Raw genomic sequence first — 22,807 nt, forward strand, 5'->3', positions numbered from 1 at the left:
TGAAGGAGGAATCGGAAGATGAGTTTCCTTAAAAAATTGAAAAATAAATTCACCGGCACGGCTGCAGAAGAGCAGACGGCGGAAAAATATGAAAAAGGGCTCGAAAAGACAAGAACCAGTTTCACTTCCAAGATCAACGACTTGGTGGCGAAGTACAGAAAAGTGGATGAAGACTTTTTCGAAGAATTGGAAGAGCTCCTGCTCCAGGCCGATGTCGGATTCGAGACAGTCATGGAACTGATGGACGAACTGCGGTTCGAAGTGCAGCGGAAAAACGTGAAAGATACGAGCGAAGTACAGTCGGTGATTTCCGAAAAACTGGTCGAGATTTATGAAGCCGGAGAACAGGAAACACAGGAGCTAAACATGCAGGAAGGCCTGACGGTTATTTTGTTCGTGGGAGTGAATGGTGTCGGCAAGACGACGACGATCGGGAAACTGGCCCACCGGTTCAAAGAAGAGGGCAGATCGGTCCTGCTGGCTGCGGGGGACACGTTCCGGGCAGGCGCGATCGAACAGCTCGATGAGTGGGGGCGCCGCGTCGGGGTGGATGTCATCAAGCAAGCCGCAGGTTCGGATCCCGCGGCGGTCATGTATGACGCTATCCGTTCGGCAAAGTCCCGGCAAGCGGATGTGCTGATCTGCGATACCGCCGGCAGACTCCAAAATAAAGTGAACTTGATGAACGAACTCCAGAAAGTCCATCGGGTGATCGGACGGGAACTTCCTGGCGCACCCCACGAAGTGCTGCTTGCGCTTGATGCGACGACCGGCCAGAACGCCCTGATCCAGGCGCAGACTTTCAAGGAGGCGACAGACGTCACCGGAATCGTACTGACCAAGCTCGACGGCACGGCAAAAGGCGGGATTGTGCTGGCGATCCGCAATAAGCTCAAGATCCCGGTGAAATTTGTCGGGCTGGGCGAAAAAATGGATGACCTGCAGCCGTTCGATCCGCAGAAGTATGTCTATGGCCTGTTCGCGGAAGGGCTCCAAACCGAGGAACAGCAAGAAGAGTCAGACAAGTAATATTGCTTGACAGTCGTGCGGGACAAAAGATAAGGTAAGGTGAAAACAATTGGAGGAAACGCCGATGATGGGATTAGAGAAAACGACTCGAATGAATTTTTTGTTTGATTTCTATCAGGCGCTTCTGACACCAAAACAGCGCAATTACATGATGCTGTATTACCTGGATGACCTGTCGCTCGGAGAAATTGCGGCGGAATATGACATATCGCGACAGGCGGTCTATGATAATATCCGCCGCACTGAAGCGATGCTGGAAGAGTACGAAGACAAGCTGGGGCTGTTCGAGAAGTTCAAAAACCGCCGCCGGCTGATCGAGGACTACGAAGAAGGCCCATTCAGCGAAGAGCGGACAGCCGAACTGCTGGAACGCCTGAAGGAATGGGAATAAGGAGGCTGAAGAACAGATGGCATTTGAAGGATTATCCGAACGCCTGCAAGGAACGCTTCAGCGGATAAAAGGAAAAGGGAAAATTTCCGAAGCGGATGTCAAGGAAATGATGCGTGAAGTCCGCTTTGCGCTCATTGAGGCGGACGTTAACTTGAAAGTCGTTAAATCGTTCGTCAAAAAGGTAAGCGAACGCGCCATCGGACAGGACGTCATGAGCAGTCTGACGCCCGGCCAGCAAGTCGTAAAGATCGTAAAAGATGAACTGACCGAGCTTATGGGCGGCGAACAGAGCAAAATCGAATTTGCCGCAAAAAATCCGACGGTCATCATGATGGTCGGTCTGCAAGGGGCCGGGAAAACGACGACCGCCGGCAAACTGGCACTGTCCCTCCGGAAAAAGAACAACCGGAAACCGCTGCTCGTGGCTGCCGACATCTATCGCCCGGCTGCTGTGCAGCAGCTGGAGACCATCGGCAAGCAGCTGTCGCTGCCTGTGTTCTCCAAAGGGACGGATGTCTCACCGGTGGAAATCGCCCGGGAAGCGATCGAGCTCGCAAAACAGGAACACCATGATACCGTCATCATCGATACGGCAGGCCGGCTCCATATCGACGAAGAGCTCATGCAGGAACTGCAGGACATCAAAGCCCTGAAGGAACCGGATGAAGTGCTGCTCGTCGTGGACGCCATGACAGGTCAGGATGCAGTGACGGTATCCCAAAGCTTCAATGAAGCGCTCGGAATCACCGGCGTCATTCTGACGAAACTTGATGGCGATACGCGCGGCGGTGCCGCGCTGTCAGTCCGGTCGGTGACGGAAAAGCCGGTGAAGTTCGTCGGTATGGGCGAAAAACTGGATGCGCTCGAGCCGTTCCACCCTGAACGGATGGCCTCCCGGATCCTCGGTATGGGCGATATGCTTTCATTGATCGAGAAGGCACAGACGAACGTCGATGAAGCGAAGGCGAAAGAGCTGGAAGAAAAATTCCGGACCCAGTCTTTCACGTTCGACGATTTCCTGGAACAGCTCGGACAGGTGAAGCAGATGGGTCCCCTTGATGAAATCCTGAAGATGCTGCCTGGTGCCGGGAAAATCAAAGGCCTGGAGAACGCGCAAGTGGATGAAAGCCAAATGGGCCGGGTGGAAGCCATCATTTATTCCATGACACCGAAAGAAAAAACGAACCCGGAAATCATCAATGCCAACCGCAGAAGAAGGATCGCTAAAGGGTCCGGGACGACGATCCAGGACGTGAACCGGCTGCTGAAACAGTTCGAAGACATGAAGAAGATGATGAAGCAGATGTCGAACATGAACCAGAAAGGCAAAAAGAAAGGTAAAATGCCGAATCTGGACGCATTTTTCAAGTAAGAACCGGCAAATCGGTGTGTTAAGAAAAAACACTTTACAAACTAAAACATCGTTGCTATTATAATATCTTGTGTGAAACTATTCGGAGGTGCTTTATAAAATGTCAGTAAAAATTCGTTTAAAACGCATGGGAGCCAAGAAGTCTCCTTTCTACCGTATTGTGGTCGCGGATTCACGTTCACCGCGTGACGGCCGGCAGATCGAGACTGTGGGTACGTACAACCCGCTAACAAAACCGGCTGAAGTGAAGATCGATGAAGAGCTTGCGCTGAAATGGCTCGGCAATGGCGCGAAGCCATCTGACACTGTGCGCAACCTGTTCTCCCAGAACGGCATCATGGAGAAATTCCATAACGCTAAACTGAACAAGTAAGGGGAATCCGACCGATGAAGAAGCTGATCGAGACAATGGTGAAACCGCTCGTGGATCATCCGGAAGACGTCCGAATTGAAACAGAAGAAAGTGGGAACCGAGTTGTCTGTAACCTCACCGTCCATCCTCAGGATATCGGAAAGGTGATCGGCAAACAGGGGCGGACCGCAAAAGCAATCCGTTCCATCGTTTATTCAGCGGCAGGAAGCCAGCAGGACGGCAAGACCATTGTGGTCAACATCGTAGACTGAAAGAGGAAGGAGCTCCGGTTCCTTCCTTTTTCTGATACAGCGCATCGGCGGAAAAGGCATGAAAGCGGAAAGGGGCGATCCGTCCATGGATTGGTTCAACGTAGGGAAAATTGTCAATACGCATGGCATCCGGGGAGAAGTGCGCGTCCTGTCCCGCACGGATTTCCCGGAAGAACGGTTTGCGGAAGGTGCGCGTCTCGGGATTTTCAAGGAGGATGCAAAAAAACCGGTTCCTGTGAAAGTGGCCAGCCACCGGAAACACAAGAACTTCGATCTCCTGACTTTCGAAGGGTATTCCAGCATCAATCAAGTCGAGGAGTTCAAAAATGCCGACTTGAAAGTAGCCGACCATGAGCTTGACGAACTGGAAGAACATGAATATTACTATCATGAAATCATCGGATGCACGGTTGTGACTGAAGATGGCCGGGAAATCGGCATGGTGACCGATATTCTGGAAACCGGTGCGAACGACGTATGGGCAGTCAAGCCGGAGACAGGCAAAATGCAATATATTCCATATATCGAAGATGTGGTGAAGGAAATCGACGTGGAAAATAAAAAAATCGTCATCGAACTGATGGAAGGGCTCCTGAACGAATGAAGGTCCATGTACTGTCATTGTTCCCGGCCATGTTCGACGGAGTGTTCCGGCAGTCGATCATGAGGAAAGCCCAGGAAAAGGGAGCGGTGGAATTCAGTGTGACGGACTTCCGTGAATTCGCTGATAATCCGCGTCAGGTTGACGATTATCCGTATGGCGGCGGTGCGGGGATGGTCTTGAAGCCCGAACCGGTTTTCCGGGCGACAGAAGCCGTCACGGAAGGCCGGAAGCCGCGGGTCATTCTCATGTGCCCGCAAGGCGAGCGGTTCACACAGCGCAAAGCGGAGGAGTTGGCCCAGGAGGAAGAGTTGGTCTTCATTTGCGGCCATTACGAAGGGTACGATGAACGGATCCGTGAACACTTGGTGACCGATGAAATTTCTATCGGAGATTTTGTGCTCACCGGCGGAGAACTTGCGGCTATGACGGTCATCGACAGTGTCGTGCGCTTACTGCCCGGTGTCCTCGGCAACTCGGAGTCGCCTGTCAGCGATTCATTTTCCACAGGTGTGCTGGAACATCCCCATTACACACGGCCTGCGGATTTCCGGGGGTTCGGTGTCCCGGAAGTCCTGATGAGCGGAAACCACGCGAAAATCGGGGAATGGCGGGAAGAACAGGCGCTGAAGCGGACACTCGATCGCCGTCCGGATCTCTTGGAAGAGCTGGAATTGACCGAAAAGCAACAGAAGATCCTGGAGAAACTGAAATCGGAAAAGGGATAGGTCCGCCTCTTGCAGAGCAGACGGCTTAGTGGTATGATGTATGGTGTGCTTCTATGCGAAGGACAGAATTACGGTGTTCCGCTGCGGCAGCAACAGACGCATGAGCATCTGTAGAAGGAGAGAAAATCATGCAGCAAATTATTGCAGACATCACAAAAGAACAACTTCGTACGGATCTGCCGGCATTCCGTCCGGGAGATACTGTCCGCGTCCACGTTAAAGTCGTGGAAGGTACGCGCGAACGTATCCAGATCTTCGAAGGCGTTGTCATCAAGCGCCGCGGAGGCGGAATCAGTGAGACATTCACTGTCCGCAAAATCTCTTACGGTGTAGGTGTGGAACGTACTTTCCCGGTACACACGCCGAAAATTGCAACTCTTGAAGTGGTGCGCCGCGGTAAAGTCCGCCGTGCGAAACTGTACTACTTGCGCAACCTGCGCGGTAAAGCAGCCCGCATCAAGGAAATCCGATAACAGAACGATGAAAAAGAGGGCGGACTGCCCTCTTTTTTGATTATCCGGCGGCCTGATTGTACAATGGTGACAGAAGATGGAGGGAAGAAGATGGAGACTGAAACGAAGCAAAAAAACGAACTTTGGGAATGGTCCAAAGCGCTTCTCATCGCGTTCGGACTTGCCGCGATCATCCGGTTTTTCTTTTTCGCACCCATAGTGGTGGACGGAGAATCCATGATGCCTACATTGGAAAACGGGGACCGTATGATCGTCAATAAAATCGAATACAACGTAGGGGCGGCAGAACGCTTTGATATCGTGGTCTTCCACACGGAAGGTGAGAAGGACTTTATTAAACGGATCATCGGGCTTCCCGGTGACCATGTCGCATATGAAAATGACAAGCTTTATATAAACGGTGAAGTTGTGGAGGAACCGTACCTCGAGGAATTAAAAGCCAATACAGAAGGGAATCTGACGGAAGACTTCACACTGGAAGAAGTGACTGAAGGCAACGTCAGCGTGATCCCGGAAGGCTATGTGTTCGTATTGGGCGATAACAGGCGGGCCAGCAAGGACAGCCGGTATATCGGGCTGGTGCCGATGGAGGAAATTGTCGGAAGCACGCGGATCGTCTTTTGGCCGTTCGAGGAAGCGGGCCTTGTCAGATAAGGAGGAACCGGATGACGATTCAATGGTTTCCCGGCCATATGGCAAAAGCCCGCCGGGAAGTGACAGAGAAACTGAAATTGGTGGATATCATTTTTGAATTGGTGGATGCCCGGCTTCCGCTGTCATCGCGGAATCCGATGATTGATGAAGTGACCGGCCAGAAGCCGAGGCTGATCATTCTCAATAAGGCAGACATGGCGGATGAAGCCGAGACGCAAAACTGGATCCGGTATTTTGATGGACAGGACATCCAGGCTGTCGCCATCAATTCCCTCGAAGGGAAAGGGCTGCAGAAAGTGACGAAAGCGGCCAAAGAGATCCTGTCAGAAAAGTGGGACCGGATGCGGGCGAAAGGCATGAAACCGCGCGCGATCCGTGCGATGATCGTCGGCATCCCCAACGTGGGGAAATCGACGCTGATCAACCGGCTGGCCAAAAAAACCTGGCGAAGACAGGCAACATGCCAGGAGTGACAAAAGCGCAGCAGTGGATCAAAGTCGGCAAAGAAATCGAACTGCTGGATACACCGGGGATTTTATGGCCGAAGTTCGAAGATCCGGAGACCGGCTTTAAACTGGCACTGACCGGCGCCATCAAGGATGCTCTCTTAGAAATGCAGGAACTGGCGATATACGGACTCCGTTTTTTGGAGCGGGAGTACCCTCACAGGCTGCAGGAGAGATACGGCCTTGAACGGCTGGATGAAGACATCGTCCATGCGTTCGACCATATCGGGCGGAAGCGGAATATCCTGGAAGGCGGCGGAGACGTGGATTATGAAGCGACTGCGGACGCCATTGTCCGGGATATCCGTAACGGCCAGCTCGGCCGGCTGACGTTCGACCGGACCGCGGATATCGGCCGGGATTAATGAGGAAACGCCTTTCTGCTTTTGGCAGAGAGGCGTTTATTTTTGTATAACTAAACTTAGAAAGGCCGATAATTAGGGGTGAGGTGTTTGGAATGGCAACGACAAATGAGCTGAAGCAGCAACTGCAAAAAACCGATCAATGGGAGGCATGGATGGAAGCACTCAGGACAGACAGCCGAAAAAGTGTCCGGAGCCTGCTGGAGCAATGGGAAAAGAAGGCGAAGCTCCGGGCTGCGGCAGTCAGGGCGCACGAGGACAAACTGCGGTTTGACCGTTCATACATAACAGCAGGCGGACATGCGGCAGGAACGGATGAAGCGGGCCGGGGTCCGCTTGCCGGACCGCTTGTCACGGCAGCGGTCATCCTTCCCGCGGAATGCGCCGGTCTGATAGGGCTGACCGATTCGAAACAGCTGACTAAAAAACAGCGGAGTTCATTCGAATCCTTGATCAAAGCTTGTGCAATCAGTTACTCCGTGCATGTCACAACCCCTGCGCGGATAGATGAAATCAATATTTACGAAGCGACGAAGCAATCCATGACGGCATCCATCGAGGGGCTGGACATACAGCCGGAAGTGGTGCTTGCGGACGCCATGCAGCTGCCTGTTTCCATGCGCTGCGAGTCCATTGTAAAAGGGGATGCGAAGAGCCTGGCCATCGCGGCCGCTTCCGTCCTGGCAAAAACTGCCCGTGACCGTCTGATGGAAGAATATGCCGTGCAGTTTCCGGCATATCATTTTGAACGGAATGCGGGATATGGGACACAGGACCATTTGGATGCCATCCGGCTGCATGGTATCACGCCGATCCACAGGAAAACATTCGAGCCGGTAAAAAGCATGATGACGGGAGCGGTCGGTCATGAACATCGGGATTAATCCTCTGGCCGGTCTCCTGGCCGGTCTCCTGGCCGGTCAATTTTCAGAACCGGGTGAACTGCGGGCCGGGCAGCTTTTGAAAGGGACGGTGAACAAACTTTTTCCCGGTCAGACGGCGGAAGTGGCAGCCGGCGGGAAACTGCTGACTGCGCAGCTCGAAGTACCGCTCCGGGCAGGGGAAAATTATCTGTTCCATGTGACGGCGACCGAGCCGGAAGTCCGGCTGAAAGTGGCGGGCGGAAGCCAAACATCGCCCGCCGCCGCTCTTGGGCTCCCTGATTCCAAAGAAGTCCGGGAACTGCTGGATCTGCTGATGAGCCGAAATGTGCCGGTCAAGCGGGAAATGCTCCTTCAGGCGGTAAAGACACTCCGGCAGTCTCCGCAGGTTTCGCCGGAAATGCTGAAAGCTGCTGCAGTGCTGATTGAACAGCAAGTGCCTGTCTCACCGGGAATCCTGCAAAGTATCACAGCGGATCAGCCGGCGCTTGGCCGGGACTTGATGAAACTTGCAGAATTCATTCGCCATGAAACGCCGTCATCAGTACCTGCGAAGCTGGCGGACTCGGTCGAAAAACTCGTGAGTCCGGTTTTCGGCCATACAACGGCTGGGGAAGGGGCGGCCGGAGCAGCAGAAGAACCAATGGACGGAAAGACAGCAAGAGATGCGATCCGGACGGTCCTGCGACTGCTGGGCGCGAACTATGAACCGCAGCTGCTGAGAGGAATTCCGCCGGAAGCGGAAGCCCTGAAGCCGCAGCTCGTCAAATTGCTGCACGATCCTGAAGTGCCGGTCCAGCTCCGCGAACAGGCGGAAAAAATCGTCAGTAAATTGAACACTCAGGCCGTTTTCGCCAATGATCCGTCCCAGGCGTCCCAGCAGATTCTGATGCACTTGCCCCTCCAGTTCGGAAACCGCCAGCTTGATGCTCTCCTTAAATGGAACGGACGGATGGGCAAAGACGGAAAAATCGATCCGGATTATGCGAGGGTAATGTTTTACTTGGATTTGCCGGCATTGAACGAGACGATCATCGATATGGCTGTCCAGAACCGGGTGGTCAGCCTGACCATTTTCCACAGCGATCCGGAACTGGCCGGACGGATCCGTGAATTGGAACCGTCTTTGAAGGCCGGACTTGCTTCGGCCGATTACCGGCTGTCGTCCGTCACAGTGAAAGCTCCGGCCACAGCACATAAAAGCGGCCGGCAGAACCGGGTTTATTCGCAAACAGGGGAAGGAGTGGATTTCCGGATATGAACAATAAAAAACGGAAGGAAGCAGTTGCGCTGTCCTATTCTCAGGACCGCTTCGACGCACCGAAAGTGACGGCAAAGGGGAAAGGTCTCATTGCGGAAAATATTCTGGAAAAAGCGAAAGAGAACGGAGTTCCGATCCAGGAAGATCCGGCCCTTGTCGCACTGCTGGGCCAGCTCGACACCAACGAAGCCATCCCGGAAGAACTGTACCAGGCGGTCGCGGAAGTGTTCGCTTTCATTTACCGCGCCGACCGTGCGAGCGGATAAACACCTTTTCATCGCCAGGTCAGCCGGAACAGGCCTGAACCTGTGGACTTTTTGTGTCCACTCTACTACAATGGTAGAGGCACTAAAATAACTAGACAGATGGTTGATTGGAGGATGAAAGATGAATATCCATGAATATCAGGGGAAACAAATCCTCAGACAGTATGGAGTCGCGGTTCCGGAAGGCCATGTTGCGTTTTCACCGGAAGAAGCGGTGAAAGTGGCGAAAGAACTCGGTTCGGAAGTGACGGTAGTTAAGGCGCAGATCCACGCGGGCGGCCGCGGTAAAGCGGGCGGCGTCAAAATTGCCAAAAATCTGGACGACGTTCGTGCCTATGCAAAAGAACTTCTCGGCAAAGTGCTCGTCACTCATCAGACAGGTCCTGAAGGCAAAGAAGTCAAACGCCTGTACATCGAAGCGGGAAGCGACATCCAGAAAGAGTATTATCTCGGTCTGGTCCTTGATCGCGAAACGTCCCGTGTGACGTTGATGGGGTCGGAAGAAGGCGGCATGGACATCGAGGAAGTGGCGGCGAATACACCAGAGAAGATTTTCTATGAGGAAATCGATCCGGTTGTCGGCCTTACCGGGTTCCAGGCGCGCCGGATGGCGTTCAACATGAACATCCCGCCGAAGCTCGTCAACAAAGCGGCGAAACTGATGCTCGGACTCTATCAGGCTTATCTTGAGAAAGATGCGTCGATCGTCGAAATCAACCCGCTCGTCGTCACTGGGGATGGACAGGTCGTCGCACTGGACGCGAAGTTCAATTTCGACGAGAACTCCTTGTACCGCCATGGCGATATCGTCGATATGCGCGACTACGATGAGGAAGATCCGAAGGAAATCGAAGCTTCCAAGTACGATTTGAGCTACATCTCGCTCGACGGCAACATCGGCTGCATGGTCAACGGGGCAGGTCTGGCAATGGCCACGATGGACACGATCAACTACTACGGCGGATCGCCCGCGAACTTCCTCGATGTTGGGGGCGGGGCGACAGCTGAAAAGGTTACGGAAGCATTCAAAATCATTCTTTCCGACAAAAACGTCAAAGGGATCTTCGTCAATATTTTCGGCGGCATCATGAAGTGTGATGTCATCGCTGAAGGTGTTATTACGGCTGCGAAAGAAGTCAGCCTCGAAGTGCCGCTGGTCGTACGTCTGGAAGGGACGAACGTTGAACAGGGTAAGAAAATGCTGAACGAATCCGGACTTAACATCATTGCAGCCGGCTCAATGGCAGACGGTGCGCAAAAGATCGTTGAACTTGTAGGCTAAGAAGGGCAGGGGACAATCAATGAGCGTATACATTAACAAAGACACTAAAGTTCTTGTACAGGGGATTACAGGGTCGACTGCCCTGTTCCATACGAAGCAGATGCTTGAATACGGCACGAAAATCGTTGCAGGTGTGACGCCAGGAAAAGGCGGCACAGAAGTGGAAGGTGTGCCTGTTTTCAATACGGTGGAAGATGCTGTAAAAGAAACCGGCGCCAACGTTTCAGTCATTTATGTACCTGCTGCATTCGCGGCGGATGCCATCCTCGAAGCGGTTGATGCGGAACTCGATATGGCGATTTGTATTACTGAACATATTCCAGTTCTGGATATGGTGAAAGTGAAACGCTACATGGAAGGCAAAAAGACCCGTCTCGTCGGTCCGAACTGCCCGGGCGTCATCACACCGGAAGAATGCAAAATCGGCATCATGCCGGGCTACATCCATAAAAAAGGGCATGTCGGTGTCGTCTCCCGTTCCGGCACACTGACGTATGAAGCGGTCCACCAGCTTTCCCAGGAAGGCATCGGCCAGTCGACAGCGGTCGGTATCGGCGGAGACCCGGTCAACGGCACGAACTTCATCGATGTGTTGAAAGCGTTCAACGAAGATGAAGATACGTATGCAGTTGTCATGATCGGTGAAATCGGCGGTACGGCTGAAGAAGATGCGGCTGAATGGATCAAAGCGAACATGAAGAAGCCGGTCGTCGGCTTCATCGGCGGCCAGACGGCACCTCCAGGAAAACGGATGGGCCATGCGGGTGCCATCATTTCCGGCGGGAAAGGGACGGCTGCAGACAAAATCCAGGCAATGAACGCAGCGGGCATTGAAGTGGCGGATACACCTTCCGTCATCGGTGAGACGCTGATCAAAGTCGTGAAAGAAAAAGGCCTGTACGAAAAAGTGAAAACCCATTAAGATAGCAGTAAGGCGCACCCGCGGCGGTGCGTCTTATTTTTTTACAGGGAGGAACAGAATGGATGGAACGCTGAAAGAACGGCTGCTGGCCTTGCATTACGTCTGGCCCAGACCGTACAACCGGATTGCCCCGCTGCTGCTGAAAGACCCGGAACTGGCGAATCTTCACCGATGGCCGGCGCGGGAAATTGCACAATGCCTGAAAACCCCCATTGAACAGGCTGCCAGACTAAAATCCCTTTACTCTCAATCCCTTCAAAAATCCTACCTTCAGCTTTACGGGAAACATAACATTCGTCCCGTCACCTTTTTTGATTCCTATTATCCTGAAAGTCTTCGGGAACTGATCGATCCGCCGGCTGTCCTTTATTGTAAGGGGGATGTATCCCTCCTGGAAAACCCGGACCGGATAGCAGTGATCGGTTCCAGGAAGGCGACCGAGTATTCCCGGCTGGCTTTGGGAAAGATCATTCCACCGCTGACTGCGGAAGGTTATATCATCGTAAGCGGACTGGCTGCGGGAGCGGATGCCATGGCCCACGAGGCCGCGATCGGTTCCGGAGGCCGGACGATTGCGGTCACCGGCAGCGGATTCAGCCACCCGTATCCGAACGAAAACCGGCAGCTGCAGTATATAATGGAAGGAACTCAGCTTGTCATCACAGAATATCCGCCATACATGCTGCCGCGGCGCTGGAATTTTCCGATGCGCAACCGCATCATCAGCGGACTGTCCAAAGGGATCGCTGTGACGGAAGGAAAGATTAAAAGCGGCACACTGTCGACGATCGAACACGGTCTGGAGCATGGAAAAGATATTTTTGCGGTTCCGGGGTCCATTTTTTCCGGCCTGTCGGAAGGGCCGCACCAGCTCATTTTAGAAGGGGCTAAGCCGGTCTGGAACGGCAGTCAAATCCTTGCAGAGTACGAAAAAGCGGCGCTGACCAAATGACCTTCAGAACAAAAAACCTTGCAATCAGCCAGGAAGTAGTTTACATTTTGCATCAGGTATAAATTTAGAGCGAAACTTTCACCGCCTCTAGTAAGGAGGAACACGTATGGCTGATTACTTAGTCATTGTAGAGTCGCCCGCAAAGGCGAAAACGATTGAACGTTATTTAGGAAAGAAGTATAAAGTGAAGGCATCCCTCGGTCATTTGATCGATCTGCCTAAAAGCCAGATGGGGGTTGATGTGGAACATGATTACGAACCGAAGTACATCACAGTCCGCGGAAAAGGCCCCATCCTTCAGGAACTGAAAACCCAAGCAAAAAAGGCGAAGAAAGTCTATCTCGCAGCTGACCCCGACAGAGAAGGGGAAGCGATCGCCTGGCATTTGGCACATGCGCTGAATATCGACGTCGAATCGGACTGCCGGGTCGTCTTCAATGAAATCACGAAAGATGCAATTAAGGAATCCTTCAAGCATCCGCGGGCCATCGACATGGATCTGGTGGATGCTCAGCAGGCCCGGCGGGTGCTGGACAGACTTGTCGGTTACAGCATCAGTCCGCTCCTCTGGAAAAAAGTGAAGAAAGGGCTGTCAGCCGGCCGGGTCCAATCCGTCGCGCTCCGGCTCATTATCGACCGGGAAAATGAAATCAAGAACTTCACGCCGGAAGAATACTGGTCAATCGGGGCGGAATTCGAGAAAGACTCAAAATCGTTTGCCGCCCAATACTATGGGACCGCCGAAAAGAAAATGGAACTGAAGTCCGAAGAAGAAGTGAACCGGGTCCTTGCGGGGATGGACGGAAACTCGTTTGAAGTCATCGGCGTGACAAAAAAAGAACGGAAACGCAATCCTTCTCCATCCTTCACCACCTCCTCTCTGCAGCAGGAAGCGGCCCGCAAGCTGAATTTCCGGGCACGGAAAACGATGATGCTCGCCCAGCAGCTGTATGAAGGAATCCAATTGGGGAAAAAAGAAGGGACTGTCGGTCTCATTACGTACATGCGGACGGATTCCACCCGGATTTCGGATACCGCCAAAAATGAAGCCAGCGCATTCATTTCGGAAGAATACGGCAGCGAGTATCTTTCAGTGAAAGGGCAGGCCAAGCCATCCGGAAAAGCGCAGGATGCACATGAAGCTGTCCGGCCGACCAGTGTTTCACGGACGCCCGCGTCTGTGAAGGATTTCTTGTCAAAAGATCAGTACAAGCTGTATAAATTGATTTGGGAACGATTCATGGCGAGCCAGATGGCGCCGGCAGTGCTCGATACAGTCCTCGCAGAATTGAAGAATGGCGATGCGGTTTTCCGGGCAAACGGCTCCCAAGTGAAGTTCCCAGGGTTCATGAAGCTCTATGTCGAAGGATCCGATGATCAAAAAGAAGAAAAAGACAGTGTCCTGCCTGAACTGACGGAAGGGGATTCGGTCAGTGCGACGGATATTGAACCGAAACAGCACTTCACGCAGCCTCCTCCGCGGTTCACCGAAGCCCGTCTTGTCAAAACGCTTGAAGAACTGGGCATCGGCCGGCCATCGACATACGCACCTACGCTCGACACGATTCAGCGGCGCGGCTATGTCGCCATGGATGCCAAACGTTTTATGCCGACCGAATTGGGTGAAATCGTCCATGAGCTCATGGTCGAGTTTTTCCCGGATGTCGTCAATATTGAGTTCACGGCGAAAATGGAACAGGACTTGGACTCAGTCGAAGACGGCAATGTCAAATGGGTCGAAATTATTGATGAATTTTATAAGGATTTCGAGAAATACTTGGATGTCGCGGAAGAAGAAATGGAAAAAGTGCAGATCAAAGATGAACCGGCAGGTGAAGACTGCGAAAAATGCGGGTCTCCCATGGTCTACAAACTGGGCAGGTACGGAAAATTCATGGCCTGCAGCAATTTCCCGGAATGCCGCAATACGAAAGCGATCGTAAAAGGAACCGGCGTGACATGTCCGCTTTGTAAAGAAGGCGAAGTCGTGGAACGAAAAAGCAAAAAGAACCGCATTTTCTACGGATGTGAGCGTTACCCGGAATGTGAGTTCATTTCTTGGGATAAGCCGGTCGAACGGCCATGTCCGAAATGCAGCAGTCTGCTGGTGGAAAAACGATCGAAAAAAGGCGTCCAGATCCAGTGTACGGAGTGCGACTACAAGGAAGAAACGGCCTGAGCTGTCCGGCAGCGGGCTATCAGAGAATAGGGGTGGAATGAATGACGAAAACAGTCAATGTAATCGGCGCTGGTCTCGCGGGCAGTGAAGCTGCATGGCAGATCGCCAAACGGGGCGTCAATGTCCGTTTGTATGAAATGCGGCCGGTCAGACAAACTCCCGCGCATCATACAGACAAATTCGCGGAACTGGTATGCAGTAATTCGCTCCGGGCGAACGCACTGACGAATGCGGTGGGTGTCATCAAGGAAGAAATGCGCCATTTGGATTCTGTCATCATTGAATCGGCAGATAAGGCTTCGGTACCGGCGGGTGGCGCTCTCGCTGTCGACCGGCACGAGTTCGCGGGAGCCGTGACGGAAAAAGTCCGGAACCACCCGCTCGTCGAAGTGATCAACGAAGAAGTGACAGACATTCCGCAAGGGATCACCATTATTGCGACCGGCCCCCTTACTTCGCCGGCGCTGGCAGAAAAAGTCCGGACCCTCACCGGGGAAGACTACTTGTATTTTTATGATGCCGCTGCACCGATCGTGGAAAAAGACAGCATCGATATGGACAAGGTTTACTTGAAATCGAGGTATGATAAAGGGGAAGCCGCTTATCTGAACTGTCCGATGGACAAAGAAGAGTTCCAGCGATTCTATGAAGCGCTGATTTCAGCGGAAGTGGTTCCGCTGAAGGAATTCGAAAAGGAAATTTACTTCGAGGGCTGCATGCCGATCGAAGTCATGGCCGCCCGCGGAGAGAAGACAATGACGTTCGGTCCGCTCAAGCCGGTAGGGCTGGAAGATCCGAAGACCGGCAAGCGGCCGTACGCGGTTGTCCAGCTTAGGCAGGATGATGCAGCCGGGACGCTGTATAATATCGTCGGCTTCCAGACTCACCTGAAATGGGGGGCGCAAAAAGAAGTGCTTCGCCTCATTCCCGGCCTGGAAAACGTGGAAATCGTCCGCTACGGTGTCATGCACCGGAACACATTCATCAATTCACCGCGCGTGCTGAAACCGACGTATCAGCTTCGCGAAAAACCGGAACTGTTTTTTGCGGGACAGATGACCGGGGTGGAAGGATATGTGGAATCGGCAGGCAGCGGCCTCTTGGCCGGCATTAACGCAGCCAAGCTCGCCCTCGGAGAGGACCTTCTCGTGTTCCCGCCTGAAACGGCACTGGGGAGCATGGCCCGATACATTACAGAAGCCGACGGAAACAATTTCCAGCCGATGAACATCAACTTCGGATTATTCCCGGACCTTGGGGAACGGATCAAGTCTAAGCAGGAGCGGGCAGAGAGACACGCTGAACGCGCATTGACAACAATTCAAAATTTTATGAACCGTGTGCCGGTTTGATTGCAGAAAGCCTCTAAATTTTGATATAATTTAGAGGCTTTTGTTGTGGAGAAAGGCGGATGCATCAAATGAAGAAAGAAGCGATGCTTGATTCGTACATGACGTATATCCAGCTGGAAAAAAACTATTCCGCGCATACTGTTTCGAATTATCGGAAAGATTTGGAGTCGTTTTTTTCGTTCCTGGAATCGGAAGGCCTTTCAGAAATCCGGGAAGTGGAATACCTGCACGCCCGCAATTACGTGACACAGCTGTACGAACAGGCGTTTTCCAGAGCTACTGTTTCCAGAAAAATTTCGGCCGTCCGGTCGTTTTTTAAATACGGCAGCAGAGAGTTCGGCTTGAATGAAGAGGCGTTCAAGTCACTGCACCATCCTAAAAAACGAGAACGTCTGCCACAGTTTTTTTACGAACAGGAACTGGAAATGCTGTTTGAATCGGTCTCAGGAAATGATAAATTATCTCAGCGGAATCTGGCCCTCCTCGAACTGCTTTATGCAACGGGTATGCGGGTCAGTGAATGCACATCCATCCGGATCGGCGACCTGGACCGGGCAATGAATATCGTGAAGGTCCTTGGCAAAGGGAAAAAAGAACGCTATATCCCCTATGGGGAGTTTGCCCGTGAAGCGCTGGAACACTACATAGAGGAAGCGCGTCCTAAGCTGATGAAGAACACGGATCATGTTTACCTGTTCGTCAACAGCCGGGGGGAACCTCTGACTGACCGCGGAATCCGTTATATTCTGTCGGACTGTATAAAAAAGGCGGCGCTGAACACCGCGATCTATCCGCACATGATCCGCCATACGTTTGCCACCCATATGCTGAATAATGGCGCGGATATGCGGACGGTCCAAGAATTACTTGGACATGCCCATCTTTCTTCCACGCAAGTCTATACACACGTCACAAAAGAACATCTTCGCAGCACGTACTTGAATGCGCATCCGAGAGCTTGAAGGAGGAGAAGTCATGCAGGAATTCCATGCAACAACGATTTTCGCGGTCAGGCATAAAGGCCAGTCCGCAATGTCCGGAGACGGACAAGTGACATTCGGCAATGCAGTGGTCATGAAGCATACCGCCAGAAAAGTCCGCAGACTTTTCGACGGGAAAGTCGTAGCCGGATTTGCGGGATCGGTGGCTGATGCGTTCACCCTGTTCGAAAAATTCGAAGGCAAACTGACCGAATACAACGGCAATTTAAGAAGGGCGGCTGTCGAACTGGCAAAAGAATGGCGCGGCGATAAAATTCTTCGCCAGCTGGAAGCGATGCTGATCGTCATGAACGAGGATCAGCTGCTCCTCGTTTCAGGGACCGGCGAAGTGATCGAGCCCGATGACGGTATCCTTGCGATCGGATCTGGCGGGAATTACGCCCTCGCTGCCGGACGGGCACTGAAGAAATTCGCCGGTGACAGGCTCACGGCGGCGGAAATCGCGCAATCGGCACTCGAAACGGCAGCGGATATTTGCGTCTATACGAATCATCAGATCATATTGGAGGAGCTGTCAACATGAATAAAGGACAGGCGATGACCCCGAGAGAGATCACTGAGCACCTTGACCGCCATATTATCGGACAGAAGGAAGCGAAGCGTTCTGTCGCTGTCGCGCTGCGCAACCGTTACAGACGGAGCCGGTTGAGCGAAGAAATGCAGAATGAGATCATTCCGAAAAACATTTTGATGATCGGGCCTACCGGTGTCGGGAAAACGGAAATCGCCCGGCGGATCGCCCGGCTGACCGGCGCGCCTTTCATCAAAGTCGAAGCGACGAAATTCACGGAAGTGGGCTACGTCGGCCGGGATGTTGAATCGATGGTCCGCGACTTGGCGGAGTCCGCCGTGCGGATGGTGCGGGAAGAACGCATGGAAGCAGTGAAGGAGCAGGCGGAAAAACAGGCAGAAGAACGGATCGTCCGGCTTCTTGTGCCTTCAATGAAGAAGAAACAGAACACCGGAAACCCTTTCGAGATGCTGTTCGGGCAAAACAATGAACAGGAAGATTTCGATCCTGAGACAGAAGTGGGGATCCGCGTAAAACGGAGAGAGATCGCCGCTGACCTCCAAGCCGGGAAACTGGAGGAGGAGTGGCTGACGGCCGAAGTGACAGAACAGCCTCCGTCCATGTTTGATGCACTGCAAGGGTCGGGTATGGAGCACATGGGAGCGAATATGCAGGAGGCACTTTCCTCTCTCATGCCGAAAAAGAAGAAAAAGCGCCGCATGCAGGTGAGAGAAGCGAGGCGGGTGCTGACTGCAGAAGAAGCCGCTAAACTCATTGACGATGAAGATCTTGCACAGGAAGCAGTACAGCGCGCAGAACAGCATGGCATCATCTTCATTGACGAAATGGATAAAATTGCCGGAAAAGGTTCATCCCAGTCTGCTGACGTATCCAGGGAAGGAGTACAGCGGGACATCCTGCCGATTGTGGAAGGATCGACCGTGAATACAAAGTACGGTCCCATAAAAACGGATTATGTCCTGTTCGTGGCGGCAGGAGCATTCCATATGTCGAAACCGTCGGACCTCATCCCGGAGCTTCAGGGAAGATTCCCGATACGTGTGGAACTCCAAAAATTGAACGTGGAAGATTTCGTGAAAATACTGACGGAACCGAAGCATTCCCTTATTGAGCAGTATAAGGCGCTTTTGAAGACCGAGGGTGTCAGCATCAATTTTACTGCGGAGGCGATCACCCGGATTGCCGAAATCGCCTTTGAAGTGAACCAGGACACCGATAATATCGGCGCGCGCCGGCTGCACACCATCCTGGAGCGGCTGCTTGAAGAATTGTCCTTTGAAGCGTCGGAAATCGGCCCGTCGGCGATCGATATTACACCCCAATACGTCGATTCCAAGCTGGCGGAAGTAGCAAAGAACAAAGATCTGTCACAATTTATTCTGTAATTGAATCGTTTCTGTATTCAACAAGATTAAAAACCTTTAGAATAGTTTATAAGAACATAGAAATTTTAGGAGGACCCTTTAATGAGTTTATTAGACAAAACAAGAAGCATCAATTCCATGCTTCAGGCATCGGCCGGAAAACCGGTCAGTTTCAATGATATGGCGGAGACGCTAAGCAACGTCATCGAGTGTAACGTTTTTGTGGTAAGCCGCAAGGGCAAGCTTCTCGGCATTGCCATCAATCAGCTGATTGAAAATGACCGCATGAAAAACATGCTGGAACAGCGGCAGTTCCCGGAAGAGTATACGAAGAACTTGTTCAATATCAATGAAACTTCGCCCAACTTGAGCATTGACAGCGAGTACACTGCGTTCCCTGTTGAAAACCGGGAGTTCTTCAAGGACGGCCTGACGACGATCGTACCGATCATCGGCGGCGGTGAACGTCTTGGCACATTGATCCTGGCACGCGTGAAAGCCGAATTCGGGGATGATGATCTCATTCTCGGTGAATACGGTGCCACTGTCGTCGGTATGGAAATCCTGCGGGAAAAATCGGAACAGATCGAAGAAGAGACACGCAGCAAAGCGGTTGTGCAGATGGCGATCAGCTCACTGTCATACAGTGAACTGGAAGCGATCGAGCATATCTTTGAAGAACTGGACGGCAATGAAGGGCTTCTCGTCGCTTCCAAAATTGCCGACCGTGTCGGGATCACCCGTTCCGTCATCGTCAACGCGCTGCGCAAACTGGAAAGTGCGGGTGTGATCGAATCCCGTTCTCTCGGTATGAAAGGGACATATATCAAAGTCCTGAACGCCAAATTCCTGACTGAACTTGAACAGCTGAAAATGCAGTAATGCCTATAAGACCTGAAGGACCTGCGGAAGCGGGTCTTTTTTTATTGGCCTGACTTTTTCATGCTGCCGGATCGACCGCACGAGATCTCAAGAAACAGGTTAAAGCAGGGATAACAGTTATTTTTATAAAACAGGAAAAAATTAAATTTGATAGGAATGAGTAAAAAGAAACAGGACCACCTGCCTGTTAACGCGGTTGACAAACTTATTTTGCACCGGACTTACAAAACAGTGGGAAACCTGTAAGCCAAAAGGGAAACAGCTAAGGTAAAAATGACAGCAAAATGGGCGGATTAACCTATTAAAAAGTATTTGAATCGCATAGACACTATATTACAAGTTCATTACAATGAAGAAGCTAATCGGTACCCGTAAAAATGACGAATTATGTCGGACAGGAGCATGTGGATGAATTTATTCGGAGGTTCAATCAGCAGTCTGGAACAAGGGCTGACATATGCAGCGGCCAAACAGAAGGCGGTCGCCAGCAATATCGCAAACGTGGATACACCGGGATACAAGGCGAAAACAGTCAGTTTCGATTCATTTCTTGAAGACGCCAAAAAAATGGAAGCTTACCGTACGAACAGCCGCCATATCCCTTTTGCGGAAACCGGCTTCTCTGCAGGGCAGCGGTCATCCCCTTTCAGTTACCGCCATGATGGCAACGGCGTGGACATGGATAAGGAGCAGGCGGCGCTGGCCGAAAATCAAATCTACTATAACGCACTGGTCGACCGGATTTCGAGCAAATTCAATACACTGCAAAGTGTCGTGAAAGGAGGCCGCTGATCTTGTCGATCTTTAAAAGCATGAATATAACTGCATCCGCCTTGACGGCACAGCGCCTCAGGATGGATGTCATTTCATCGAACATGGCCAATATGGAAACGACGCGCGCACGGCTGGAGGACGGCGAATGGCAGCCTTACCGCCGGAAAACAGTAGAACTTTCATCCGGTTCCGGCAGTTTCTCTTCTTTCCTGCAAAAAGCCCAAGGTTCAGCAGGACCTGCCGGAGTCAAGGTGACCGCTATCCATGAAGATACCGAGACACCATTCAAGCTCGTCTTTGATCCTGCCCATCCGGATGCAGACGGAGACGGCTATGTAAGACTGCCGAACGTCGACCCGCTGAAAGAAATGGTCGATCTGATGTCGGCCACGCGCTCATACGAAGCGAACGTCACGGTATTCAACGCAAATAAATCGATGCTGACAAAAGCTTTGGAAATCGGAAGATAAAGGACGTGGAACAACATGGCGATCGAATCGGTATCCATGATGAAGCCGGAAATGCTCATGCCATCCGGCCAGACAGAAAGAAAATCTCCGTTTGAGACGCAGCAGGCGTTCGGCGAGATGCTGAAGAATGCTATCGGCGAAGTGAACAATGCACAGCAAGCTTCTGATGTCATGACCCGAAAACTGGTCCAGGGCGAACAAGTCGAACTGCATGATGTCATGATCACCGCTCAGAAAGCGAGTGTCATGCTGAACACATCGATGGAGATCCGAAATAAGGCGATCGAAGCTTACCAGGAAATACTGAGAATGCCAGTCTGATCCGACTGAGGAAACAGAGATTGAGGAGACCGGGGGAACAGCATGAACGAACGCATGTCGAAAACCAAAGATAATTTCACCCGGTACTGGCAGAGCCGCACACGGATGCAGAAAAATACCATTCTCGGGATGCTGATCGGCATCGTTCTCCTTGCCGCAGCCATCACTTACTTCACCACGAAGACGACTCTTGTCCCGCTTTATTCCGACGTGGCGCCGGCGGAAATCGGCAGAATCAAAGAAGCGCTCGATGCCCAGGGTGTGGTGAATGAAATAGCACCGGGAGGCACTTCCATATTGGTGCCTGAAGAACTTGCGGATGGTCTGCTCGTCCAGCTGGCTGCAGAAGGCTTTCCGGAATCCGGCATCATCGATTATTCCTTTTTCTCGGAAAATGCCGGATTCGGTATGACCGACAATGAATTCGATGTTATGAAACTCGCAGCGATGGAAAGTGAGTTAGCGGATCTGATTTCGGAAGTGGAGGGCGTCAATGGAGCCAATGTGATGATCTCCATGCCGGAAGCATCAGTATTCCTCGACGAACCGGCCGGTCTGTCGACCGCTTCCATCGTATTGAATACCGCACCCGGCCACAAATTCACCGAACAACAGATCACAGCCCTTTATAGCTTAGTATCAAAAAGTATTCCTAATTTACAAGAGGAAAATATTGTAATTACGAACCAGTTTTTTGAATACTACGATAAGGAATCAACAATAGCCGGTGCATCAGTTACGAACCAAATGGAAATCAAGCAAACGATTGAGCGGGATCTCCAGCGGCAAGTGCAAATGATGCTTGGCACGATGATGGGCTTCGACAATGTGGCGGTGTCGGTTACGACAGACATCGATTTTCAATCCGAACGGCGGGAAGAGAACCTTGTGACACCGGTCGATGAAGAGAACATGGAAGGCATTGCGATCAGCACACAGCGGATTACGGAAACTTATTCCGGGACGGATGCCGCTGGCGGCGTGCCAGGAATGGACGGGACCGACAACCAAACTCAATATGCCGCTGGGACAGCCGGAAGCGGCGATTATGAGAAAATAGAAGAGACCATTAATTCCGAAGTGAACCGGATCCGGAAGGAAATCGTTGAAAGTCCCTACAAAATCCGGGATATCGGCTTACAGGTGATGGTTGAGCCGCCGGACCCGGCGGATATCGATTCACTTCCGCCTGAAGTGCTCGCAGATATCGAACAAATATTGGAAACGATCGTCCGGACCACTATTGACAAGGAAGCGGCGGGCGAACTGACGGAAGAACGGATTGACGAGAAAATCGCCGTTTCTGTCCACCCATTCTATGGGGTCGCTGAAACTCCTGAACCGGCGGATGAGCCGGTGCTGCCTTGGTGGATCTTCGCGGCGGGCGGGGTGCTGGCCTTGATTATCGCCGTACTCGCCATAATGGTCATCCGCTCGCGACGGGCTGCTGAAGAAGAGGAAATCGCGGAACTGGAAGCGATGACTGAGCAGCTGAAAGTGGAAGATATTTCAGAAGAAAAAGAAACGGAAGCATCCATGCGGCGCAAACAGCTCGAGAAGATGGCGAAAGAAAAGCCCGAAGATTTCGCGAAGCTGCTCCGTACATGGATTGCGGAAGACTGATAAGG

The 22,807-nt window shown here is 52.1% G+C and carries 25 protein-coding genes and 1 pseudogene; all 26 read left to right on the forward strand.

Annotated elements, in window-relative coordinates; translation table 11 throughout:
• Window positions 1-18 precede the first annotated feature (18 nt).
• On the forward strand, window positions 19-1,029 hold the full coding sequence (gene ftsY / locus CCE92_RS02265) for a signal recognition particle-docking protein FtsY (protein ID WP_088005901.1): 1,011 nt from the start codon (window positions 19-21) through the stop codon (window positions 1,027-1,029).
• A 67-nt stretch (window positions 1,030-1,096) separates the two neighbouring features.
• Entirely contained in the window at window positions 1,097-1,420 is a 324-nt protein-coding gene (locus tag CCE92_RS02270; RefSeq protein ID WP_088006011.1) for a putative DNA-binding protein, read from the forward strand.
• A 16-nt stretch (window positions 1,421-1,436) separates the two neighbouring features.
• The gene (gene ffh / locus CCE92_RS02275) at window positions 1,437-2,792 is read left to right on the forward strand and encodes a signal recognition particle protein (RefSeq protein WP_088005902.1); all 1,356 of its coding nucleotides are present in this window, start codon (window positions 1,437-1,439) and stop codon (window positions 2,790-2,792) included.
• Between the two features lie 100 nt (window positions 2,793-2,892).
• Window positions 2,893-3,165, forward strand: a complete 273-nt coding sequence (gene rpsP / locus CCE92_RS02280; RefSeq protein WP_088005903.1) for a 30S ribosomal protein S16 — start codon at window positions 2,893-2,895, stop codon at window positions 3,163-3,165.
• Window positions 3,166-3,179: 14 nt separating this feature from the next.
• Window positions 3,180-3,416 carry a KH domain-containing protein gene (locus CCE92_RS02285; RefSeq protein ID WP_088005904.1) on the forward strand — a complete coding sequence of 79 codons (237 nt, stop codon included), beginning with the start codon at window positions 3,180-3,182 and terminating at the stop codon, window positions 3,414-3,416.
• A gap of 85 nt (window positions 3,417-3,501) precedes the next feature.
• Window positions 3,502-4,020, forward strand: a complete 519-nt coding sequence (gene rimM, locus CCE92_RS02290; protein ID WP_088006012.1) for a ribosome maturation factor RimM — start codon at window positions 3,502-3,504, stop codon at window positions 4,018-4,020.
• Window positions 4,017-4,745, forward strand: coding sequence for a tRNA (guanosine(37)-N1)-methyltransferase TrmD (trmD, locus tag CCE92_RS02295; RefSeq protein WP_088005905.1), 729 nt, complete (start codon window positions 4,017-4,019; stop codon window positions 4,743-4,745). Before rimM ends, trmD begins: the two co-directional genes overlap by 4 nt.
• Window positions 4,746-4,873: 128 nt before the next feature.
• A complete protein-coding gene (rplS, locus tag CCE92_RS02300) occupies window positions 4,874-5,218 on the forward strand; it encodes a 50S ribosomal protein L19 (protein ID WP_088005906.1) in 345 nt (114 codons plus the stop codon).
• Window positions 5,219-5,308: 90 nt separating this feature from the next.
• A complete protein-coding gene (gene lepB / locus CCE92_RS02305) occupies window positions 5,309-5,872 on the forward strand; it encodes a signal peptidase I (protein WP_088005907.1) in 564 nt (187 codons plus the stop codon).
• An 11-nt stretch (window positions 5,873-5,883) separates the two neighbouring features.
• Window positions 5,884-6,743 (forward strand): annotated as a pseudogene (gene ylqF / locus CCE92_RS02310) (ribosome biogenesis GTPase YlqF).
• 92 nt (window positions 6,744-6,835) lie between these two features.
• On the forward strand, window positions 6,836-7,624 hold the full coding sequence (gene rnhB, locus CCE92_RS02315) for a ribonuclease HII (RefSeq protein WP_088005908.1): 789 nt from the start codon (window positions 6,836-6,838) through the stop codon (window positions 7,622-7,624).
• Window positions 7,608-8,882 carry a TP0910 N-terminal domain-containing protein gene (locus tag CCE92_RS02320; RefSeq protein ID WP_088005909.1) on the forward strand — a complete coding sequence of 425 codons (1,275 nt, stop codon included), beginning with the start codon at window positions 7,608-7,610 and terminating at the stop codon, window positions 8,880-8,882. The genes rnhB and CCE92_RS02320 overlap by 17 nt, the downstream gene beginning before the upstream one ends.
• Entirely contained in the window at window positions 8,879-9,148 is a 270-nt protein-coding gene (locus CCE92_RS02325; protein WP_088005910.1) for an EscU/YscU/HrcU family type III secretion system export apparatus switch protein, read from the forward strand. The genes CCE92_RS02320 and CCE92_RS02325 overlap by 4 nt, the downstream gene beginning before the upstream one ends.
• A 121-nt stretch (window positions 9,149-9,269) precedes the next feature.
• The gene (gene sucC, locus CCE92_RS02330; RefSeq protein ID WP_088005911.1) at window positions 9,270-10,430 is read left to right on the forward strand and encodes an ADP-forming succinate--CoA ligase subunit beta; all 1,161 of its coding nucleotides are present in this window, start codon (window positions 9,270-9,272) and stop codon (window positions 10,428-10,430) included.
• 19 nt (window positions 10,431-10,449) lie between these two features.
• Window positions 10,450-11,352 (forward strand): succinate--CoA ligase subunit alpha, encoded by a 903-nt coding sequence (gene sucD / locus CCE92_RS02335; RefSeq protein WP_088005912.1) that lies wholly within the window; start codon window positions 10,450-10,452, stop codon window positions 11,350-11,352.
• Window positions 11,353-11,410: 58 nt separating this feature from the next.
• Entirely contained in the window at window positions 11,411-12,304 is an 894-nt protein-coding gene (dprA, locus tag CCE92_RS02340) for a DNA-processing protein DprA (protein ID WP_088005913.1), read from the forward strand.
• Between the two features lie 106 nt (window positions 12,305-12,410).
• Window positions 12,411-14,483 carry a type I DNA topoisomerase gene (topA, locus tag CCE92_RS02345; RefSeq protein ID WP_088005914.1) on the forward strand — a complete coding sequence of 691 codons (2,073 nt, stop codon included), beginning with the start codon at window positions 12,411-12,413 and terminating at the stop codon, window positions 14,481-14,483.
• Between the two features lie 41 nt (window positions 14,484-14,524).
• Window positions 14,525-15,835, forward strand: a complete 1,311-nt coding sequence (gene trmFO / locus CCE92_RS02350) for an FADH(2)-oxidizing methylenetetrahydrofolate--tRNA-(uracil(54)-C(5))-methyltransferase TrmFO (protein ID WP_088005915.1) — start codon at window positions 14,525-14,527, stop codon at window positions 15,833-15,835.
• 68 nt (window positions 15,836-15,903) lie between these two features.
• A complete protein-coding gene (gene xerC, locus CCE92_RS02355) occupies window positions 15,904-16,797 on the forward strand; it encodes a tyrosine recombinase XerC (protein ID WP_088006013.1) in 894 nt (297 codons plus the stop codon).
• A 13-nt stretch (window positions 16,798-16,810) separates the two neighbouring features.
• A complete protein-coding gene (gene hslV, locus CCE92_RS02360; RefSeq protein ID WP_088005916.1) occupies window positions 16,811-17,359 on the forward strand; it encodes an ATP-dependent protease subunit HslV in 549 nt (182 codons plus the stop codon).
• Complete coding sequence (gene hslU / locus CCE92_RS02365) at window positions 17,356-18,753, forward strand: ATP-dependent protease ATPase subunit HslU (protein WP_088005917.1); 1,398 nt, start codon at window positions 17,356-17,358, stop codon at window positions 18,751-18,753. The genes hslV and hslU overlap by 4 nt, the downstream gene beginning before the upstream one ends.
• An 81-nt stretch (window positions 18,754-18,834) precedes the next feature.
• Complete coding sequence (gene codY / locus CCE92_RS02370) at window positions 18,835-19,614, forward strand: GTP-sensing pleiotropic transcriptional regulator CodY (RefSeq protein WP_088005918.1); 780 nt, start codon at window positions 18,835-18,837, stop codon at window positions 19,612-19,614.
• A 408-nt stretch (window positions 19,615-20,022) separates the two neighbouring features.
• On the forward strand, window positions 20,023-20,406 hold the full coding sequence (flgB, locus tag CCE92_RS02375) for a flagellar basal body rod protein FlgB (RefSeq protein WP_088005919.1): 384 nt from the start codon (window positions 20,023-20,025) through the stop codon (window positions 20,404-20,406).
• A gap of 2 nt (window positions 20,407-20,408) precedes the next feature.
• On the forward strand, window positions 20,409-20,858 hold the full coding sequence (gene flgC, locus CCE92_RS02380) for a flagellar basal body rod protein FlgC (RefSeq protein WP_088005920.1): 450 nt from the start codon (window positions 20,409-20,411) through the stop codon (window positions 20,856-20,858).
• A 15-nt stretch (window positions 20,859-20,873) separates the two neighbouring features.
• Window positions 20,874-21,179, forward strand: a complete 306-nt coding sequence (gene fliE / locus CCE92_RS02385) for a flagellar hook-basal body complex protein FliE (protein WP_088005921.1) — start codon at window positions 20,874-20,876, stop codon at window positions 21,177-21,179.
• A gap of 42 nt (window positions 21,180-21,221) precedes the next feature.
• Entirely contained in the window at window positions 21,222-22,802 is a 1,581-nt protein-coding gene (gene fliF, locus CCE92_RS02390) for a flagellar basal-body MS-ring/collar protein FliF (protein ID WP_088005922.1), read from the forward strand.
• Window positions 22,803-22,807 lie beyond the last annotated feature (5 nt).

The sequence above is a fragment of the Indiicoccus explosivorum genome (assembly GCF_002167005.1).
Classification (GTDB): domain Bacteria; phylum Bacillota; class Bacilli; order Bacillales_A; family Planococcaceae; genus Indiicoccus; species Indiicoccus explosivorum.

Coding starts and splice junctions, on each gene's coding strand:
- ftsY (WP_088005901.1), top strand. CDS start 19: ATGAGTTTCCTTAAAAAATTGAAAAATAAATTCACCGGCACGGCTGCA.
- CCE92_RS02270 (WP_088006011.1), top strand. CDS start 1,097: ATGGGATTAGAGAAAACGACTCGAATGAATTTTTTGTTTGATTTCTAT.
- ffh (WP_088005902.1), top strand. CDS start 1,437: ATGGCATTTGAAGGATTATCCGAACGCCTGCAAGGAACGCTTCAGCGG.
- rpsP (WP_088005903.1), top strand. CDS start 2,893: ATGTCAGTAAAAATTCGTTTAAAACGCATGGGAGCCAAGAAGTCTCCT.
- CCE92_RS02285 (WP_088005904.1), top strand. CDS start 3,180: ATGAAGAAGCTGATCGAGACAATGGTGAAACCGCTCGTGGATCATCCG.
- rimM (WP_088006012.1), top strand. CDS start 3,502: ATGGATTGGTTCAACGTAGGGAAAATTGTCAATACGCATGGCATCCGG.
- trmD (WP_088005905.1), top strand. CDS start 4,017: ATGAAGGTCCATGTACTGTCATTGTTCCCGGCCATGTTCGACGGAGTG.
- rplS (WP_088005906.1), top strand. CDS start 4,874: ATGCAGCAAATTATTGCAGACATCACAAAAGAACAACTTCGTACGGAT.
- lepB (WP_088005907.1), top strand. CDS start 5,309: ATGGAGACTGAAACGAAGCAAAAAAACGAACTTTGGGAATGGTCCAAA.
- rnhB (WP_088005908.1), top strand. CDS start 6,836: ATGGCAACGACAAATGAGCTGAAGCAGCAACTGCAAAAAACCGATCAA.
- CCE92_RS02320 (WP_088005909.1), top strand. CDS start 7,608: ATGAACATCGGGATTAATCCTCTGGCCGGTCTCCTGGCCGGTCTCCTG.
- CCE92_RS02325 (WP_088005910.1), top strand. CDS start 8,879: ATGAACAATAAAAAACGGAAGGAAGCAGTTGCGCTGTCCTATTCTCAG.
- sucC (WP_088005911.1), top strand. CDS start 9,270: ATGAATATCCATGAATATCAGGGGAAACAAATCCTCAGACAGTATGGA.
- sucD (WP_088005912.1), top strand. CDS start 10,450: ATGAGCGTATACATTAACAAAGACACTAAAGTTCTTGTACAGGGGATT.
- dprA (WP_088005913.1), top strand. CDS start 11,411: ATGGATGGAACGCTGAAAGAACGGCTGCTGGCCTTGCATTACGTCTGG.
- topA (WP_088005914.1), top strand. CDS start 12,411: ATGGCTGATTACTTAGTCATTGTAGAGTCGCCCGCAAAGGCGAAAACG.
- trmFO (WP_088005915.1), top strand. CDS start 14,525: ATGACGAAAACAGTCAATGTAATCGGCGCTGGTCTCGCGGGCAGTGAA.
- xerC (WP_088006013.1), top strand. CDS start 15,904: ATGAAGAAAGAAGCGATGCTTGATTCGTACATGACGTATATCCAGCTG.
- hslV (WP_088005916.1), top strand. CDS start 16,811: ATGCAGGAATTCCATGCAACAACGATTTTCGCGGTCAGGCATAAAGGC.
- hslU (WP_088005917.1), top strand. CDS start 17,356: ATGAATAAAGGACAGGCGATGACCCCGAGAGAGATCACTGAGCACCTT.
- codY (WP_088005918.1), top strand. CDS start 18,835: ATGAGTTTATTAGACAAAACAAGAAGCATCAATTCCATGCTTCAGGCA.
- flgB (WP_088005919.1), top strand. CDS start 20,023: ATGAATTTATTCGGAGGTTCAATCAGCAGTCTGGAACAAGGGCTGACA.
- fliE (WP_088005921.1), top strand. CDS start 20,874: ATGGCGATCGAATCGGTATCCATGATGAAGCCGGAAATGCTCATGCCA.
- fliF (WP_088005922.1), top strand. CDS start 21,222: ATGAACGAACGCATGTCGAAAACCAAAGATAATTTCACCCGGTACTGG.